Origin of the sequence: Microvirga sp. BSC39 (genome assembly GCF_000739015.1) — a bacterium.
In the GTDB taxonomy this organism is placed as follows: Bacteria; Pseudomonadota; Alphaproteobacteria; order Rhizobiales; family Beijerinckiaceae; genus Microvirga.
This window is the reverse complement of record NZ_JPUG01000073.1, coordinates 75,662-91,722: the sequence shown is the minus strand read 5'-3', so window position 1 is coordinate 91,722 and position 16,061 is coordinate 75,662. Positions and strand designations below refer to the sequence as shown.

Here is a 16,061-nt window from a genome sequence, read left to right as displayed (position 1 = left end):
TGTTCGGATAATCTCCAGGTTACTGCCGCGGTGCGTTCGGCGGCGTATTTCCGGGGGTATTCACATTCTGCGGAGGCGGGTTCGTATTTCCCGCAGCGCCCGCGCGGTTGGCATCCTGGCTGTAGCGGAACTCAGGTGCGTTCTGCAGGTCGGCCTTGGTCATTTTCACCATGGCGCGGGCAGGGGTATTGGGGTCGCTTCCACCCGTTGTGGCGCCGGCTCCGGCTGTGGAGCCACCTGTTCCCGCACCACCCAGGGTTCCGGCCGCTCCAGGCGAGCCGGTGGTGCCTGCGGCTGTGCTGCCGGTGGTCGCCGGCTGACCCGCTCCGCCGGTGGCGGTGCTTGGCACCGTCGTGTCTGCGCTGCGCTGGCCGGTGTTGGCGGAGGCCTGAACCTCTTGGTTCGACATCCACTGCACCTGATCGAACGGGATGGCGACATCCTTCTGGCCGATGCCCAGGAAGCCGCCGACGCCTACCACAAGACCATGGATCTTGCCTTGGCGGTCCACCAGAACCTCATCGATGTCGCCGATCTTCTGGTTGTCGGCCCCATATACGTCGATGCCCATCAGCTGCGAGCCGCGCATGAGGTCCGGCGGCATCTGCGTCATCACCTGACCGGGCCCGGCGGGCTGGGTCGGGGCCGTCGTCTGAGCCAGGGCCGAACCGGCCAACAGGGCGGTTGCGGCAAGGCCTGCTGCAAGCTGCATCCTCAACATGTATTCCTCCTTCGAGCACGGCGTCCTGAGACGCTCACAAGGGGAACGGATGAGCTCGGACAAGGTTCTACCGCATTCCCGGATCAAGTGCCGCGATTGCAGCCCATAGGAGCCAGGGGATCCGTCAGCTCTGGCCTGAGCCTGCTCCACTCGGGCAGATCACGTCCGCCCGCACCGTGAACGTGTCTGGATCGGTCCGTTTCGGGGCTGGCGCATCGTAGATGATCAGCAGGGCGCCCTCGCCGGCCTCAGGCCAGAGCTCGATCCCTTCCGGATGATCCACATGCAGTTGGTAGGGCAGTTCAGCAATGGTCTCGATCCGCTCGGGGGCAATCACGCCGGAGACGTCATCCTGAGCCGCATCCCGCCACCGCAGCACAAACGCAGGCCCCTCCAGGGACATGGTTGGGCCTACCAGCAGAAGAAGATCATCTCCTTCGAACCGCATGTCGCGGATGCCCAGGCCTCGGGTGTCGAGCAGGTGCTTGCGATATCGGCGCCCGCCATCAACCCGGCGCGCCTTCAGCCGATCCGGCGCTTTCTGTTTCAACTCCAGATCCAGAACCACGGCATGGCCGCGCAGCACAGGGCCGCGCAGTCCAAGCCAGACCCGGTTTCCACGCACCGCAAGCCCTTCGATGTCGAAGCCATTCTCCTTGGACGGGATGTTCAGGAACGGTCCGAGGTGAGGATCCCCCGCAAGCCATCGCTCAAGGGCACTCTGCTTCCTGCCGAGCCTGAGCCAGGCGGCCTGTCGCTCCCCGTCCGATCGGGCAGGGAGGAAAAGCCCCGGAACCTCTTCCACAAGAGGGATGCGTCCCAGGAAGTAGCGATTGGGCTCGCGTTCGATCTCTTCCATGTTCCGTAGAGCCTCCCTGCTGTCGTTCGCATCCCGCTTTGGCTTGGAGCGCTTGAGCGAGTGGGAGCCGACAACCCAGAGAAAGCCCTCATCGGCACAGAGGCCCTCGATGTCCATCTCGCCGTCGGCTCCGGCCGGCAGGTGGGCCAGCGCGTCGAGGACGAAATGCCGATGATCTCCAAAGCTGCCGTCGTTCAAGCGCCTGAGGCGTTCGACGCTGGCGGTCTCGTCGCAAGCGAGAAAGAGGCAGTCGCCAATTCGCGTGACGGCCGACAGATCCTTGTGAAGCGGGTCTTCCAGATGCCGAATCGGCTTCCAATTGGAAAAGGCGAGGGGAACCTGGGCGATGGTTTCTGCAAGACTGGTGTCCGACACGGTGGCTCCTGGTGCGCGGGTTGCTGAAGCAACAACGCACGAGTTCGCCTACAAGCCCACTCGGCTGGAGCTTAGGTCGGCTGGTTCCGTAAGATGGCCTGCCGGGAAGAACTGGGGGTCCCGAGTCCGGCCCAGGTCAGGCATCCTGATCTTCTGTTTGCTCAGAACTCCTTTGGCAGCACCACCGAGAACTCCTGATCGTTTTCGTCCACGAAATAGAGATCCGTGCTGAAGCCCTGATCGTCGATGAAGTGCAGGACGCGTGACGGCTCATCGAGGGCATAAGGAACGAGCAGCGTGACCAGGTTGTGCTGTCGGGCAGCGGGCACCTCGGCGGCAAGATGCCATTGCAGCGGGAAGCCCTCGACCTCCGCCGGGTCGACATCCGGAAAGCCCTGATGCTGCCGGAGAACGGGTTTGCCCGCGCTGCTGAAGACGAAGTGGCCGTAGAGGCCTGCCTGCTTGCCGGTCACCCGGAAGGTTTGACCGCCGATCTCCATCTCGTTCTCGGTGTGGAACAGGAACGTGATCGGCTCCGGCTCCTTGAGGGAGACGCGGTCAACGATCACGAAGTACCGCTCGCGCACGAAATGCACGTCTCGTTGTGCCAGCTTCACTCCGGGATTGAGGGACCGGTAGGCGGCCGTGGCGTCCCCGCTCATGAAGATGCTTGTGGTGTCCTGCTTCACCTCGAGAAGGCTACCTGACGCCGCCTTGCCCAGCGCCTTGTCGCGTTCCGCATATTGGCCCTTGCCGCCGATCAGGATTGCATTCTTCGAACGGGTCTGACGGCGCCAGAGGCGATGCATGGAGGAATTGAACGCCACGTAATATCCGCCCTGGATAGCCAGATCCTCGCCGAAGGCGCGCAACAGGAACGCGTTCTGATCACCATGGCTATGGCTCAGGGAGCCGTAGGGACTGCTCTTGAAGACGAACTGGAGGTGGCGCGCCGGATCGCTCATGTCCTTTTGAAGAGCAACCCAGCCGATATCGTGGAAGACGTGCAGCAGCGGGAGATCCGTCGGCTGCCTGGCCTCGACCGTCCTGAGGTCATGGGCGTATTGAAGATCCTCGAAGGCGAAGTCCCACCAGCCGTAATTGTAGAACAGGTCCTCGGTGCCTGGATCGTCGCGCTTCACCTGCTCGAAATACCACTGATAGTGTCCGTTGCCTGTCGCTCCGGCAAACTGGCGCATGTTGTAGCCGGTCTTGAGGCTTGGCGGATCACCCATGGTGGAGTCGTCGCCGAAGCAGGTGCGGCGCACCCCTGGTGCCTTCGTGTAGAGAGGGAAGTTGCCGGTGGCCTGAAAAAAGGTTCGCTGGAGAATGTCGACGCCGTAGTAATTGCGGATGAGGCCGGCCGCTTCCAGCAGATAAGCCATTCCGGTGGTCCAGTAATGCGGACCCTCCGCCCAGCCGCCATCCTTGGCGCCCCACGGAGAGTAGATGCTGAACAGATACTCGACCGTGTAGTCGAGCCAGTCCCGGACCTCCTCTTCATCGTCCAGCAGGGCGATGCAGCAAGGCGTCAGGACGGCCGACAGAGCCCGCACCGCGTGGCTGTCGTAAGGAAAGATGTGAATGCGGGCATGGCCGATGACATGGTCGGCGATCTCACGGGTCCTCGCCAGGAGCGCTGCGCGGACGATCGCCCGCTCCTGCGCATCAAGACAGCCGTAAAGCCAGTCGTAGCCCCAGGCGAGGGCGCTCGCCACGCGAAACGCAGCCTCGTCGTTGTAGGCACGTGATGTCGGCCCGAGCACATCCCAATCGGCGACAGCGAGAAGCCATTCCTTGGCCCGCACGAGAAGTTCCTCATCTTCCAGCAGGCGGCCTGCGATCGCCAAGTGCCGTATGGCGTAGATCACTTCCTGGCAATCGATGTACATCTGCCGCCACAGGGAGGCGACCCGTTTGTTGTTGGGATAGGGGGCAGGCTCGGCGATGATTGGCCGGCCGATCCATGGCTTAACGGAGCGTTCGTAGAAGGTCCGGAAACCGCAATGGTCCGGATTATCCTTCAAGGCTGCGGCGAAGGCGCGAGCCTTATCCTCGTCCAGCCAGAGCCGTGGATGGGACAGAGGGGCGGCCTTGGCCCGAGCCATGCCGGACGGGAGAGGAACCGGATCCAAGCCTGTTGGCACAGTGAAGCAGCGGCTTTCGCTCCAGGCGCTCGCAGGAGCGCCCCGGTTGGGATCCCAGACGGCATAAGTCCATGAATATTCGCCCGGAGCATAGGCGTGATCCGGCGTGAAGAAGTTTCTCGGCAGATTCTCGTAGGTGAAGATGGGCTTGCCGTTCCCGCTGCTGCCCTCCGTCACCTGCAGCACGTAGCGGGATCCTTCGTCCAGGGTCGGAAGCCACACGAACCGCGGCGGATTTTCATAAACCTCTTCGGCGTCCGGCCTGTATTTCACCGTCAGCGTACCGGCCTTCGGCTGGTCGAGGATGGGCTGCTTGGCGGGGGAATGCGAGTAGACGCTGGTCGACATATGGCGGATCCGATGGTGAGGAGCCGCCAGCCCGAAGGCTGGCGGCAGACATTCAGCGATATTGACGGTCGTAGGCTTTCTGCATGACGGCAAGAACCTGATCCAACCCGAGCTTCTTCAGCTGGGCGTTGTAGGATTCCCAATCCTTATCGATGTCGCGCGAGCCGAGCACCCAGGCCTGCATCTGCTCGATCATGTAGGTCTGGATATTGGGCATGTGGCGGTCGAAGACCTGACGCTCGTCAACCGTCATGCTGACGCCCAGGAACTCGTCGATGAGGTAGTTGCCTTTCTCGTAGAGCGCGATTCCCTTGAGTGCGTCCTCGTTGGTCCACTGGCGCTCGTACTCGTAGTCCTGCCAGAAGCCGACCGGGATCTGGGCGCCGATGTCCCACATCTGCGCATTGACCGGGGCCTTGGCATTCAGGATCTCCGGCTTGTAGCGCGGCTTGCCGTCGACCATGTCGTAATGCTGCCCCTCGACGCCGAAATTCGCGAGCAGCCGTCCCTGGGGCGTGAAGTAGAAGTCGAAGAGCTTGATCGTCTCGACGGGACTTTTGTTGGCGACCGTGATCGCCCAACCATCAGGCCTCAGGCGTGCGCGCCGGTTCTCGTTGATGCGCTTGCCTGTCGGGCTGGCCGGCGGCTCGATCGCCAGGAATTTCAGGTCGGGCACCTTATCCTTGAGGCTTGTGTTGTAGCCAGCAGTTGACGCGAACCAATCATAGGTCATGCCACCCTGATTGGCGCCGAGCAATGCCTCGCGGGCGCGGGCGCGGCGGGTATAGACCTCCTTGTCGATGAGCCCCTCCGCATACCACTTGGCGATGTTGCGCATGCCGATGCGATAGTTGTCGCCGGTATAAGGGTGCTTGACCTTGCCGTTGTCGATGTAGAAGTCGTGTGCGGCGTCCGAGCCGCTGGAGCGACCATCCCAAAGCACCACGAGACGCTGGAGCTCGGAGTCGGGCTCACGGAAGAAGAGCGGCACCTCGTCCTTCTGGCCGTTGCCGTTCGGATCACGCTCGCGGAAGGCCTTCAGGACCGTGTAGAGTTCATCCACATTCTGCGGCGGCTTCAGGCCGAGCTTCTCCAGCCAATCGTAGCGGATGAACCAGCCGCGGGCGAACTTGCCGTCGGGCACATAGGGAACCCAATAGATGTTGCCGTCCGGCGCGGTGATGGCCTTGCGAACCTCCTGGTTCTCCGCGAGGAAGCGCTTCAGGTTCGGGGCGTGCTGGTCGATGAGCTTGTTGAGGGGCTGGAAGGCGCCCTCCATCCCATAGCGCACGAAATCGTGGCGGAGTTCGTTGCCGGCAATGATGTCCGGCAGGTTGCCCGAAGCCATCTGGAGATTGAACGCCTCACGGCTGAGGGTGGTGGCCTTCGAGGCCACGTTCTTCAGCTTGATGCCCGTGAGACGGGTCAACTCCTTGGCCACGGGCCACTCGTCGTTCCACACGTACTTGTCGCGGAAATGCATGTGGATCGTCAGCTCGAGCGGTTTGTCGACGATCTTGGTGGTCTTGGCGTCTTGAGCCGCAGCGGGCGCCGCGGCCAGAACGGCCGACAGCAGCGCGGCTGTCATGATCCTTCTCATGGTAGTCCTCCGAAAGCGTTTCCTCTGGGGCAAGCCGACCCGGCGCGGCGTTCCCTCGTTATTCCTTGACTCCGCCGAGTGTGATGCCTTTGTTGAAGTATTTCTGCACGTATGGAAAAACGATCACGATGGGCAGGATCGACACGACCATGATGGCTGCCGTGATCGTCTCGAACGAATATTCCGTGGACATGAGAGCGCTGGCAAAGGTGTCGTCGCTGCGCATGTCGACGATCGTCCGCTTCAGGTAGACCTGAAGGGGAACCTTCTCCTCGCTGCGCAGAAGCACCATGGCCCAGAAATAGCCGTTCCAGCGGGAGACGAGGCACAGGAGCGCGACCGTCATGATCGCCGGCTTGGCAAGCGGGATGAAGATCTTCCACAGGAGTTGGAAGTCGCTCGCGCCGTCGATCCGGGCGGCCTCCTCGAACGAGGCCGGCACGGACTCGAAGTAGTTGCGCAGGAGGATCACGCTGAAGGCATTGCAGGCGAATGCCAGGACGATGCCGATCCGAGCGTCGAGCAGCCCGAGATCGCGGATGTTGAGGAAGAACGGGATGAGCCCCGCGTGGAACCACATGGTGAAGGCCACCATGAATCCGATGATGCGGCGCCCTCTGAGCCTTGCCCGGGACAGCGCGAACGCGCCCGGCACCATGATGAGCAGGCTCGTGATTGTGCCGAAGAAGGCATAGAACAGCGTGTTGCCGTAGGCGATCCAGAACTTTTGGTCCGCCAGGACGTATTCGTAGGCCGCGAGCGTGATGTCCACCGGCCAAAGGGTGACCTGGCCTGACGTGACCGCAAAGCCCGAACTCAGCGACGCCGACAAAATGTAGACGAAGGGATACAGGGTGCTCAGAACGAAGAGCAGGAGGAGAGCCGTGTTGGCGAATCCGAAGATCCTGTCTCCCCGGGTATAGAGATTGAAGGGTTCGTGGGAGGTGTCGGAGGTGAGCGCGCGAGCAGACATACCAGACCTCACCACACCGAATGCTGGCTGTAGCGCCGGCTCAGCCAATTGGCGCCCACCACGAGGACGAGTGCTACGACGGCGTTGAAGAGATCTGCCGCCGTTCCGAGCGCATACTGGTTGTTCTGCAGGCCCGCACGGTAGATGAAGGTGGAGATTACGTCGGCCGTCTCGAAGGTGGCGGGCTGGTAGAGCAGGATGATATATTCGAAGTTGACTTCGATGAGCTGGCCGACGCGGATGATCAGCATGATCATGATGACCGGAAGAAGCGACGGCAGCGTGATGTAGCGGATCATCTGCAAGCGCGAGGCACCGTCCATGCGGGCCGATTCATAGAGGGCCGGATTGATGCCGGCGATCGCCGCCAGATAGACGATCGAGTCGAACCCGGCCTCCTTCCAGATGTTGGAGCCGATGAAGATCGGGCGGAAATATTCCGGAATCGTGAGGAAGTAGATCTTCTCGAAGCCGAGCCGGTCAAGGATGATGTTCACGATTCCGGTCGTGGGCGATAGGAAGTTCACGACGAGGCCAGCGATGATCACCGCCGAGATGAAATGAGGCAGATAGGTGATGGTTTGGGCGATCCTGCGAAACCCTTGATGGTGGATCTCGTTGAACATCAAGGCCAGGATGATCGGAACCGGGAAGGCGAAAACGAGCGAGTAGAGGCTGATGAGGAGCGTGTTCTTGACCGCTCGCAGGAAGTACTCGTTGCTGAACAGGGCTACGAAATTGTCGAAGCCGATCCACGGGCTCCCGTCGATCCCACGGAACAGGCTGTACTGCTTGAAAGCGATCTGAAGCCCGTACATCGGCGTGTAGAGGAAGACCACGAACCAGATGATCATGGGGGCGAGCAGCACATAGAGCTGCCAGTCCCGGCGCATGTCGCTGAGCAGGGTACGGACCGCCTTGCGGAAGTCGTATCCCGGACCGGTCGCGGAAAAGGCCGGCGGCGTGGCGAGTTCAGGCGTCGCGATGACGCCGTCCATGATTCTCACGGATCCGCCGCCGCTCTCCCTGTCGAGTGCCGCGTCTGCCATCCTGCCTTCCTCCCTTCGCCTCCGCTCCTGTTCTTGGTTTATGCGGAGAGTCTGAACCGGGGGCGTTCCCGGTTGATCGCTTCGAAGAGCGCCCAGAACTCCGGGTTCTCCCCAAGCTCCCAAACTTTGGTCTCGATGCTGCCGAGATGGGCTCGCATGGCCTCCTCGGCTTTGGCCGGATCCTTGTCGGCGATCGCTGCCGTGATCGACCGATGCTGAGCCAGGACCCGATCGGTGGCGCGGATGTTCAGGCGCTGCTTGAGACTGCGGATCCGGTCGATTTCGACCTTCGCGGTCTCAAGGAGCTGAATGACACCCGGCAATTTTGCGGCTTCGATGATGAGAGAGTGAAACTCCTCGTCGAGGTGCCGGAATGCCGTGTAATCCTCTGCTGCTATGGCCTCTTCCTGACGGGCAAGGCAGGCTTTCAGGTTGCAGACGTCCTCGAGGCTTCGTTCCGCAGCGGCACGCTTGGCCGCGCCGCTCTCAAGTTGGAGGCGAACGAAGCAGCCTTCCAAAAACCGATCGAGGTTGATCGGCGCCACATAGGTCCTGCTTTTGGGAATGACAGCGATGAGCCCTTCCTCCGAAAGCCGGATGATCGCCTCGCGTACGGGCGTCTTACTGACCTCCAGGCATGCAGCCACGTCCTTTTCCGACAGGGTTTGCCAGGGGAGCAGAACGGTTTCGAGGATGAGGTTCCTCAACGCCCTGTGGATCTGCACGACAAGGGGTCCGTTCCCAGCCAGAAGGCTGGGGTCGAGGACATCTGTAAGCGGTCTTTCCAGGGTCAGGGCCATGACAGAGATATCAGTTTATTAATCTAAGATATCAGTTGACGAAGCCCTGGCAAGAGCCAATTGATGGCGAAAGGTTTCATGGGCGCATTATCTGCAGGGAGGTTGCCATGCCGTCAGAGTCCCAGTTCAGGGGGAAGACCGTCCTGATCACCGGTGGGGCATCCGGGATCGGTGCCGCCACCACCCGGGCTTTTGCCTCGGAAGGTGCCAAGGTGGCTTTCACCTATGTGACGAGCGCCGAGGAAGCCGGTGTCCTGGAGCGCGATTTCAACGGCTCTGAGCGTCAGGTTTTGGGCATCAAAGCCGATATGACGGATCCAGCCAGCGTTGCCGACGCATTCGGAAAGGCCGAGGAGGCGTTCGGGCCAGTCGATATCCTCTTTGCGAATGCCGGCGGTCTGCTCAAGCGCAGCCGCTGTGTCGAGACATCCCTGGACCTCTGGCAGGAGGCGATTGCCGTCAACCTGACAAGCACGTTCCTCGCCTGCCAGTCGGCCCTGCGCAGCATGGAGCCCCGAAAATCCGGAACCCTGGTGCTGATGTCCTCGCTTGCTGCGTTCGACGGCGGCGGCCCTGGTGCTTCCCATTACGCCGCGACCAAGGGCGCGGTCGCGACCTACGTCCGAGCGCTGGCGAAGGAAGTCGGCCCGCTCGGGATCCGCGTGAACGGCGTAGCGCCAGGCCTCATAGGCACGCGCTTTCACGACGTGTTCAGTACGCCCGAGGGCCGCAAGGCGACGGTCGAGCGAACGCCTCTCCGCCGGGAGGGTCAGCCGGAGGATGTAGCCGAAGCCGTGCTCTTCCTTGCATCGGACCGCGCTTCCTATCTGTCTGGAGAGATCCTTCAGATCAACGGCGGCCTCGGCATGATTTGAGAAGAAGCGCGCCTGGCCTCATCGCATGACATGCAGGTGTCACTTGCTGCCGTGGAAGAGAAGCGTGAGATCTCCTCCGAGGCCGCTTGACGCGAGGGGGCGCCTCGATGCGAGCACCGCCTCGACCCTCGGCGAGGGGAACCGGCTCTGGTAAATTTCAAGCCAAGCGATGCGGTTTGCCGGCACGGTGCCGTTATCGGGGAAAGGCTCCTGCTTTGTGCCTGTGGCCTTCTCGAAGAACGATGGGTCGTCGAGGGATGCAACCACTCGGTCTGCCAGCCGCTTCAAAGCACCATTCTTTTCGGCATAGAGATCGACACCCCGGCTGCGCGCCAGTTCCGCTGTCGCGATGAGCGGTTCCGCGGCGTAGATATGGTAGTCGCGGGCTCGCTTGCCCCGGCTGACCTCGAGCGGCAGTGTGCCTTCTGGCGTGACTTGCGCAAGGCCGATGCGTGCGCTGTCGATACCCCATCCGACCAGATGCTTGTCATCGCTGGCGATACCCGCTGCAGTGGCGGCAAGGCCCGCCCAGTAGCGATGGTTGTTCCTGCCTGAGACCTCATGGTTGTCGTCCATGAAGTTGACCACTTGCTTGCCGAGTGAGTTTAACCAGGCTTCAACCCGCTTTTTCTTGTCCGCCGACAAGTCTGGGGCATTCCGGATCTGGAGGTAGGCCAACGCGAAACCGCCGAGTGTCTGGCCCAGATTGTACAGGGCCTGCTTCGAGCGCATGTCGGTCATTGCGTTTGCCGAGGCCCAATGCTCCAGCCAATCAAGCGCACAGCCGGCTACCGCAGGATTGGTCGGGCTCGATCGCACGTAGTCGTTCGCTATCTTCACCAACCCCTTGGCATAAGTCCGAAGCGGCACCACGGCCTTTAGGTAGTTCTCGTTGGCGGTTTCGTCGATCGTCGTGCGGGAGGTATCAGTCTGCTGGTACTTGCTCTGCGTCTCAAGGGTGATCACAGGTGCTCCAGGTGCATCGCATTCGTATTCCGGATCCGCCTGCCCATTATCCTTCACGAAAGCCGGCACGAGGTACCCCACTCCTTGCGCCTGACCGGGCGTTGCCTGCACCAGAGCGAGAAGAATTGAGGCAAGCCCGACCCTGTGCATAAACCGATTACCGGAACCGAGAAGCATATCCTCCTCCTGTTGCACCTGTCTGCTTTGGGAAATGTGGGGCAGTTGCCGACCACCTTCCAGGCGGAATTTGATCTGCGGTGCAGAGACATAGGGAAGTAGGGCCTACGGGACCTACGAGAAGCAGCCCCTACTAAGTTATTGCCATACGATGTGAGCGTTCCCATCTCATGCGATGCATGAACAGTCCTGCCAATCATCCCACCCCCTTGAAGCCGCCGCGATGATCTCTGCGGATGGCGGCGTGCGACGCGTGGGCGTCGAGGTGGAGTTTCTCGGTCCTAGTGTCAGCACGGCAGCTGCCGCCCTTGCGCGGGATCTGGGCGGGGTTGTCGAGCCGGAGGATCCTCACGCCATCAAGGTGCGTGGCACCCGTTTGGGCAATCTCTCTGTCGAGTTGGACCTGCGCCATATCCATCCCGCTCGCCATCCGGATCTGGATGTGGGGCTTGGCCGCCGCGGCGCCGCGATCCTTGGGACCCTCCTGTCGTCCTTCGTCCCGCGGGAGCTCATCACCGCACCCATCCCGGCAACTCAGCTCGGTGAGGTGGACAAGGCCCTCGCAAGCCTTCGGTCGGTGGGCGCCCGGGGCCGTGGCGTCATCTTCCAGAACTCACTCAGCCTGCACTTCAACATCGACCCACCAGGCCTCGATGCGCGGACACTCACGGCTTTCCTCAAGGCGTTTCTTCTGGTCAGCGACGACCTCAGGCGGCAGACGGCCCGGGGCAGCCGGAGGCTCGCGCTTGCGCTTCCGCCGGACTACCCCGGGGGCTACAAGGAGCGCGTCCTTGCTCCGGATTATTGGCCCGGTCTGGCCGACCTAACCGCCGACTATTTAGCGGCCAATCCTACGCGCCAACGTGCCCTCGACCTCCTGCCGGTGCTTGCCTACCTCAATGAGGGGCAGGTGCGCCAAACTCTCCCACGGGAGAAGATCGGCCCGCGGCCGGTTTTCCATTACCGGCTCCCGCATGCCTACCTCAGCAATCCGGATTGGAGCATTCTCCCGGATTGGGACGGCTGGCTCAGAGTGGAACACCTCGCTGCCGAACTCGGTCGAGGCGAGGTAAACCCGAGGAATTTGTCTGACCCGGTGAGGGGAGGCGAAGCATGACTTTTGCAGTCCATTCCTCGGTCCAGCCGGAGCGTCGTCTCAGGAGGCGCCAGCTAATGCTTGCGCGCTTGAACCAAGTAAACGGGTATCGTTGTCTCTCCGAGAGCCTTGCAGGCTTCCAAGCGATGCAAACCTTCGACCAGAACAAAACGCTTGCCATCGGGCCGCACGAGAATAGGCGCCTCTTGTCCTTTGGCCAGCATGCTCTCGGCAAGGGCCTCGACCTTCTGAGGATCGAGCGTTTGACGCCTTTGGACGGGCACATAGACATCTTGGATTGCAACCATCTGCTTTTTCATCATCTCTGCTGCTCCTCGTCCAAGTCTGTTGGCTCAAGTCTGCTGACCTAAGTCGCGCGTCTATGGATTCTGTTATTGACCATGCCCCGGGCAGGGAAAGTCATCGAAACGGGCGATTCGGCCTGAAATTTGCGCGCTGGCTCTGATAGGGAACGAAGCACGCGTGACGTTGGCTCTCTAGCTTCGTGCCCGCGGGGCAGTTGGGCCCCCTCGCTTGGTTGCAATCCAGATTGTGTGTCTTGCGCCACCCCGTGCTCCCTTGGCGCGCGCACCGACCTCGTCTACGGCAAACCCCACATGGCGCAGACGTCGGGTGAAGGCACTATTTGGCGCCGATGACCACACGGCCAAGACACCCCCAGGTGTGAGCGCCGCCTGGGCGGAGCTTAGCCCTGGCAAGTCATAGAGGCTGTCATTGGCCTTGCGTGTCAGGCCTTCGGGTCCATTGTCGACGTCGAGCAGAATCGCATCGTAAGCAGAACGGCTTGATCTTATCAGACGCCCGACATCTCCCTCATGGATGCTGACACGGGGATCTGTGAGGCTGTCGCCGAAGATTTCAGCCATAGGACCTCGCGCCCAGGCTACAACGGCGGGTAGGAGTTCGGCCACGGTCACCTGAACCTCGGAGCCGAGTTCAGCAAGCGCGGCACGGAGCGTGAAGCCCATCCCCAGCCCGCCGATGAGGATCTTTGGTCGCTCCCGATCCTGAAGTCTCAGGCAGGACAGCTTGGCCAGCGCCTCTTCGGAGCCGCTCAGGCGGCTGTTCATCAGTTCGTTGCTGCCCAACATGATGGAGAATTCGGCACCGCGCTTCTTGAGACGCAGTTCGCCACCGTCACCAGGGATTTTTGCCGTATCGAGTAAGACCCAGGGGATCATGAATAGCTCTCTACCTTATTTCGTGCAGGGTCATGCACGTGTCAGGAAGGGCTGGTCAATGGCCGGACGCTTATGAGGGTGCTTGGCCAACACGTCGCATTCTCGGGAATGGCCGTGTTCAGACAACGCACCGAGCAGGCCGTTCACAGATCGATGCGCAAGGACCCTAGCGCTTGCCAGTGGATGGCTTCGCGGGCGTCCCGCCTTTGCCCTGGTTCGCGAAGGGTGAGTTCGGGATCGCCTCCTTGGGCTTTTCCTTCTTCGGCTTCTTTGCTTCGCGGTTACTGCGTTGTTCACCTCTGGCCATGGTTGGTCTCCGCTATCCGGAAGTTCTCATGCGGGATCATCTCAGTCATGAGGCGTCTTGTCGAGCAGATGATCGAAGTCAGCCAGGACACGGTCGATGAGCTTGCGACGGCGGAGATCGCTCGCATCCAAGTTCTGCGCGAAGAGTCCAAGCAGGTAGCGTGCCTTCTCAACCGCTTCGTGCCAATCACTGGCGGGCGCGGCTGCCAGCAGGTCTTCGAGTTCTGCCTGTGTCGCTCGTAGCGCTTCCTGATCGGCTTCGACCTCGGACCGGAGACGTCGAAGGTCGGTTGCCTTCTGGGCCGCCATGCCGCGATGAGCATCGAGATTGGTCGGTTGATCAGTCATAATCCGTTCCTCCTTGTCCGTGCCAGGCTAGCCCTGGGTGGGTCGACCACCTAAGCGCGCTCGATCAGCAGGCGAGCCAGCGTCTTGGCCAAGCGCTCATTCTGCCCAACGGGCTCAGGCGTCGCATCGTGCCATTGATGCGCTCGAAGCGACCAGCCGATGTCCGAGAGGCTGCCGAGCGGCTCATGCGGCCAAGCAGGCTCGCCGGTCGGCGTCAGGATCATAAACTGTCGTGAGGCCTTCATGTCCACGCGGGCGATATACAGGAGCTCGCCGTCCCGTCGAAGCAGCGCGATCGGGTCGTAGATCTGAGATCCTTGGAAGAAGGCGTCGCCGCTGGTCAAATCTCGGATGCCCGAGCGGCGATCTCGCTTTCGCGCACGGCACGCTCGCCGAAGCCGGATGACCTGATGCGGTACGAGACTTCGCCGGTCTGGTCGGCCGGCATGAGGCGGGTCACCTCATAGATGCCGCTTGCGCTTGCACGCTTGTCCGACATTCGCGGATGGATGATCCGGACCAGTTGATGAACTTGATACTTATGGGACATTCATTCCTCGTGGAATTCAGTTACCGCGGGCAGATCGCTGCGAGAAGGTGTCTGCCGGTCCAAACAAAAAGCCGCCCCGTGGGGCGGCTTCAGACTTTGCGGCTCAGGCTTATGTCCTGGGCCGGACATCAAAGGTCACGCGGTCTGAATGTTGTTGACGGCGATCTTGCCGGAGCGGCGGTCTTCAGCCGTGTCGAAGGCGACCTTCTGGCCTTCGACGAGGCCGCGCATACCGGCGCGCTCTAGGGCGGTGGCGTGGACGAATACGTCCTTGCTGCCATCGTTCGGCTGGATGAAGCCGAAGCCCTTCATGTCGTTGTAGAATTTTACTGTGCCCGTAATCATTGGGGTAACCTTTCACGATTGTTGCAGATGCACGTGAGCGAAGTCACGCAAAAGCGTGACCCTAGCTCGGTTCGTCGATGTGATGGTAAGAAAGTCCGAACGTGCGCCTGGAAGAACCAAAAGCGAAACGACCCGATTGTCCGGCCAAAATCCGATAGGAATTATATATGTCTTTTCTTGATCAATAGCAAGCGTTGCCGATTATTTCATTTATCTATTCAGATATCAGCAGAGTTCCGTCCAAGCGAGATGCGAAACTATGCTGGGCGCGGATCACGACTGCCAAATATGATCGACCCCGTTCATGGCAATCCCTCCCTGCGCCTCAAGGGAGGCCGGGGGCCTCCGGCCTCCGGGTGGCGAAGGTGGTGCCATGCCACAAGGGTGTCAAATACCGGTCTTAAGCTCAGCCCTGCGCTCTGCTTGCGCGAGGAGAAGACGATGAGCACGATCACCACCCAGGACGGTACGCAGATTTTCTACAAGGATTGGGGCTCCCGCGACGCGCAGCCAATCGTCTTCCATCACGGCTGGCCGCTGAGTGCTGACGACTGGGACTGCCAGATGCAGTTCTTTTTCGATAAGGGCTTCCGTGTGATCGCGCATGATCGCCGCGGCCACGGGCGCTCCACCCAGACTGCAACAGGCAATGAGATGGACACCTATGCCGCGGATGTCGCCGAACTGGTCACAGCCCTTGACCTGAGACAGGCCATCCATGTCGGCCATTCCACCGGCGGCGGCGAGGTCGCGCATTACGTTGCCCGGGCTGAGCCGGGCCAGGTCGCCAAGGCTGTGTTGATCGGGGCCGTGCCGCCGGTGATGGTCAGATCGGACAAGAACCCCGGCGGACTGCCTATCGAGGTGTTCGACGGCTTCCGGGCTCAGCTCGCGGCCAACCGCGCTCAGTTCTATAGAGATGTCGCTGCCGGTCCGTTTTATGGATTCAACCGTCCCGGAGCGAAGGTCTCCGAGGCGGTCATCGACAACTGGTGGCGCCAAGGCATGATGGGTGGCATCAAGCCCCACTACGATTGCATCAAGGCCTTCTCTGAGACCGACTTCACCGAGGACCTCACGAGGATCGAGGTGCCTGTGCTGATCATGCACGGGGACGACGACCAGATCGTCCCGATTGCCGACTCGGCCCTGCTCGCAGCCAAGATCGTCAGGAATGGCACGCTCAAGGTGTATGAGGGATTGCCGCACGGGATGTGCACCACGCACCCGGAGATCATCAACCCGGATCTTCTTGCCTTCATCCAAAGCTGAACGGCCCACGGGGCTCGTGACGGACCAAGGTCGAAGACCTCACATTACCGGT

Annotated in this window: 18 protein-coding genes; 3 read left to right on the top strand and 15 right to left on the bottom strand. The window is 61.2% G+C overall.

What is annotated here, in order from left to right:
* Nucleotides 1–19 precede the first annotated feature (19 nt).
* The 7 genes from MA07_RS28000 to MA07_RS19930 form a co-directional block, all read right to left on the bottom strand.
* A complete protein-coding gene (locus MA07_RS28000; protein WP_081929069.1) occupies nucleotides 20–721 on the bottom strand; it encodes a PRC-barrel domain-containing protein in 702 nt (233 codons plus the stop codon).
* Nucleotides 722–845: 124 nt separating this feature from the next.
* Nucleotides 846–1,955 (bottom strand): DUF3616 domain-containing protein, encoded by a 1,110-nt coding sequence (locus MA07_RS19955; RefSeq protein ID WP_081929068.1) that lies wholly within the window; start codon nucleotides 1,953–1,955, stop codon nucleotides 846–848.
* 161 nt (nucleotides 1,956–2,116) lie between these two features.
* A complete protein-coding gene (locus tag MA07_RS19950) occupies nucleotides 2,117–4,450 on the bottom strand; it encodes a DUF4962 domain-containing protein (RefSeq protein ID WP_036355726.1) in 2,334 nt (777 codons plus the stop codon).
* 52 nt (nucleotides 4,451–4,502) lie between these two features.
* Nucleotides 4,503–6,038, bottom strand: a complete 1,536-nt coding sequence (locus MA07_RS19945; protein ID WP_036355723.1) for an extracellular solute-binding protein — start codon at nucleotides 6,036–6,038, stop codon at nucleotides 4,503–4,505.
* A gap of 70 nt (nucleotides 6,039–6,108) precedes the next feature.
* Complete coding sequence (locus MA07_RS19940; RefSeq protein WP_052003354.1) at nucleotides 6,109–7,023, bottom strand: carbohydrate ABC transporter permease; 915 nt, start codon at nucleotides 7,021–7,023, stop codon at nucleotides 6,109–6,111.
* An 8-nt stretch (nucleotides 7,024–7,031) separates the two neighbouring features.
* Nucleotides 7,032–7,916, bottom strand: a complete 885-nt coding sequence (locus tag MA07_RS19935; protein ID WP_052003371.1) for a sugar ABC transporter permease — start codon at nucleotides 7,914–7,916, stop codon at nucleotides 7,032–7,034.
* A gap of 194 nt (nucleotides 7,917–8,110) precedes the next feature.
* Nucleotides 8,111–8,872: a GntR family transcriptional regulator gene (locus MA07_RS19930; protein WP_036355720.1), complete on the bottom strand. Its 762-nt coding sequence runs from the start codon at nucleotides 8,870–8,872 to the stop codon at nucleotides 8,111–8,113.
* A 107-nt stretch (nucleotides 8,873–8,979) separates the two neighbouring features.
* On the opposite strand from MA07_RS19930, the gene MA07_RS19925 reads away from it, so the two are divergent.
* The gene (locus MA07_RS19925) at nucleotides 8,980–9,747 is read left to right on the top strand and encodes an SDR family oxidoreductase (protein ID WP_036355717.1); all 768 of its coding nucleotides are present in this window, start codon (nucleotides 8,980–8,982) and stop codon (nucleotides 9,745–9,747) included.
* A 39-nt stretch (nucleotides 9,748–9,786) separates the two neighbouring features.
* Here MA07_RS19925 and MA07_RS19920 read toward each other — a convergent pair whose 3' ends face one another.
* On the bottom strand, nucleotides 9,787–10,890 hold the full coding sequence (locus tag MA07_RS19920; protein WP_081929067.1) for an alginate lyase family protein: 1,104 nt from the start codon (nucleotides 10,888–10,890) through the stop codon (nucleotides 9,787–9,789).
* Nucleotides 10,891–11,113: 223 nt separating this feature from the next.
* Here MA07_RS19920 and MA07_RS19915 point away from each other — a divergent pair, with 223 nt between their 5' ends.
* The gene (locus MA07_RS19915; protein WP_052003353.1) at nucleotides 11,114–12,007 is read left to right on the top strand and encodes an amidoligase family protein; all 894 of its coding nucleotides are present in this window, start codon (nucleotides 11,114–11,116) and stop codon (nucleotides 12,005–12,007) included.
* Between the two features lie 53 nt (nucleotides 12,008–12,060).
* Here the strand turns inward: MA07_RS19915 and MA07_RS19910 are convergent, their stop codons facing one another.
* The 7 genes from MA07_RS19910 to MA07_RS19885 all read right to left on the bottom strand — a co-directional run bounded on the left by MA07_RS19910 (nucleotide 12,061) and on the right by MA07_RS19885 (nucleotide 14,737).
* Nucleotides 12,061–12,309 carry a ParB N-terminal domain-containing protein gene (locus tag MA07_RS19910; protein ID WP_036355711.1) on the bottom strand — a complete coding sequence of 83 codons (249 nt, stop codon included), beginning with the start codon at nucleotides 12,307–12,309 and terminating at the stop codon, nucleotides 12,061–12,063.
* A gap of 174 nt (nucleotides 12,310–12,483) precedes the next feature.
* Complete coding sequence (locus MA07_RS19905; protein WP_036355709.1) at nucleotides 12,484–13,188, bottom strand: hypothetical protein; 705 nt, start codon at nucleotides 13,186–13,188, stop codon at nucleotides 12,484–12,486.
* Nucleotides 13,189–13,354: 166 nt separating this feature from the next.
* Complete coding sequence (locus MA07_RS30520) at nucleotides 13,355–13,495, bottom strand: hypothetical protein (RefSeq protein WP_200879406.1); 141 nt, start codon at nucleotides 13,493–13,495, stop codon at nucleotides 13,355–13,357.
* A 41-nt stretch (nucleotides 13,496–13,536) separates the two neighbouring features.
* Nucleotides 13,537–13,842, bottom strand: a complete 306-nt coding sequence (locus MA07_RS19900) for a hypothetical protein (RefSeq protein ID WP_036355706.1) — start codon at nucleotides 13,840–13,842, stop codon at nucleotides 13,537–13,539.
* 50 nt (nucleotides 13,843–13,892) lie between these two features.
* Complete coding sequence (locus tag MA07_RS19895; RefSeq protein WP_036355703.1) at nucleotides 13,893–14,186, bottom strand: hypothetical protein; 294 nt, start codon at nucleotides 14,184–14,186, stop codon at nucleotides 13,893–13,895.
* Entirely contained in the window at nucleotides 14,183–14,392 is a 210-nt protein-coding gene (locus tag MA07_RS19890) for a hypothetical protein (protein WP_036355701.1), read from the bottom strand. Before MA07_RS19890 ends, MA07_RS19895 begins: the two co-directional genes overlap by 4 nt.
* 135 nt (nucleotides 14,393–14,527) lie before the next feature.
* Entirely contained in the window at nucleotides 14,528–14,737 is a 210-nt protein-coding gene (locus tag MA07_RS19885; protein ID WP_036355698.1) for a cold-shock protein, read from the bottom strand.
* 441 nt (nucleotides 14,738–15,178) lie between these two features.
* Between MA07_RS19885 and MA07_RS19880 the strand changes: the two genes are divergently transcribed.
* Complete coding sequence (locus MA07_RS19880) at nucleotides 15,179–16,009, top strand: alpha/beta hydrolase (protein ID WP_036355696.1); 831 nt, start codon at nucleotides 15,179–15,181, stop codon at nucleotides 16,007–16,009.
* Nucleotides 16,010–16,061 lie beyond the last annotated feature (52 nt).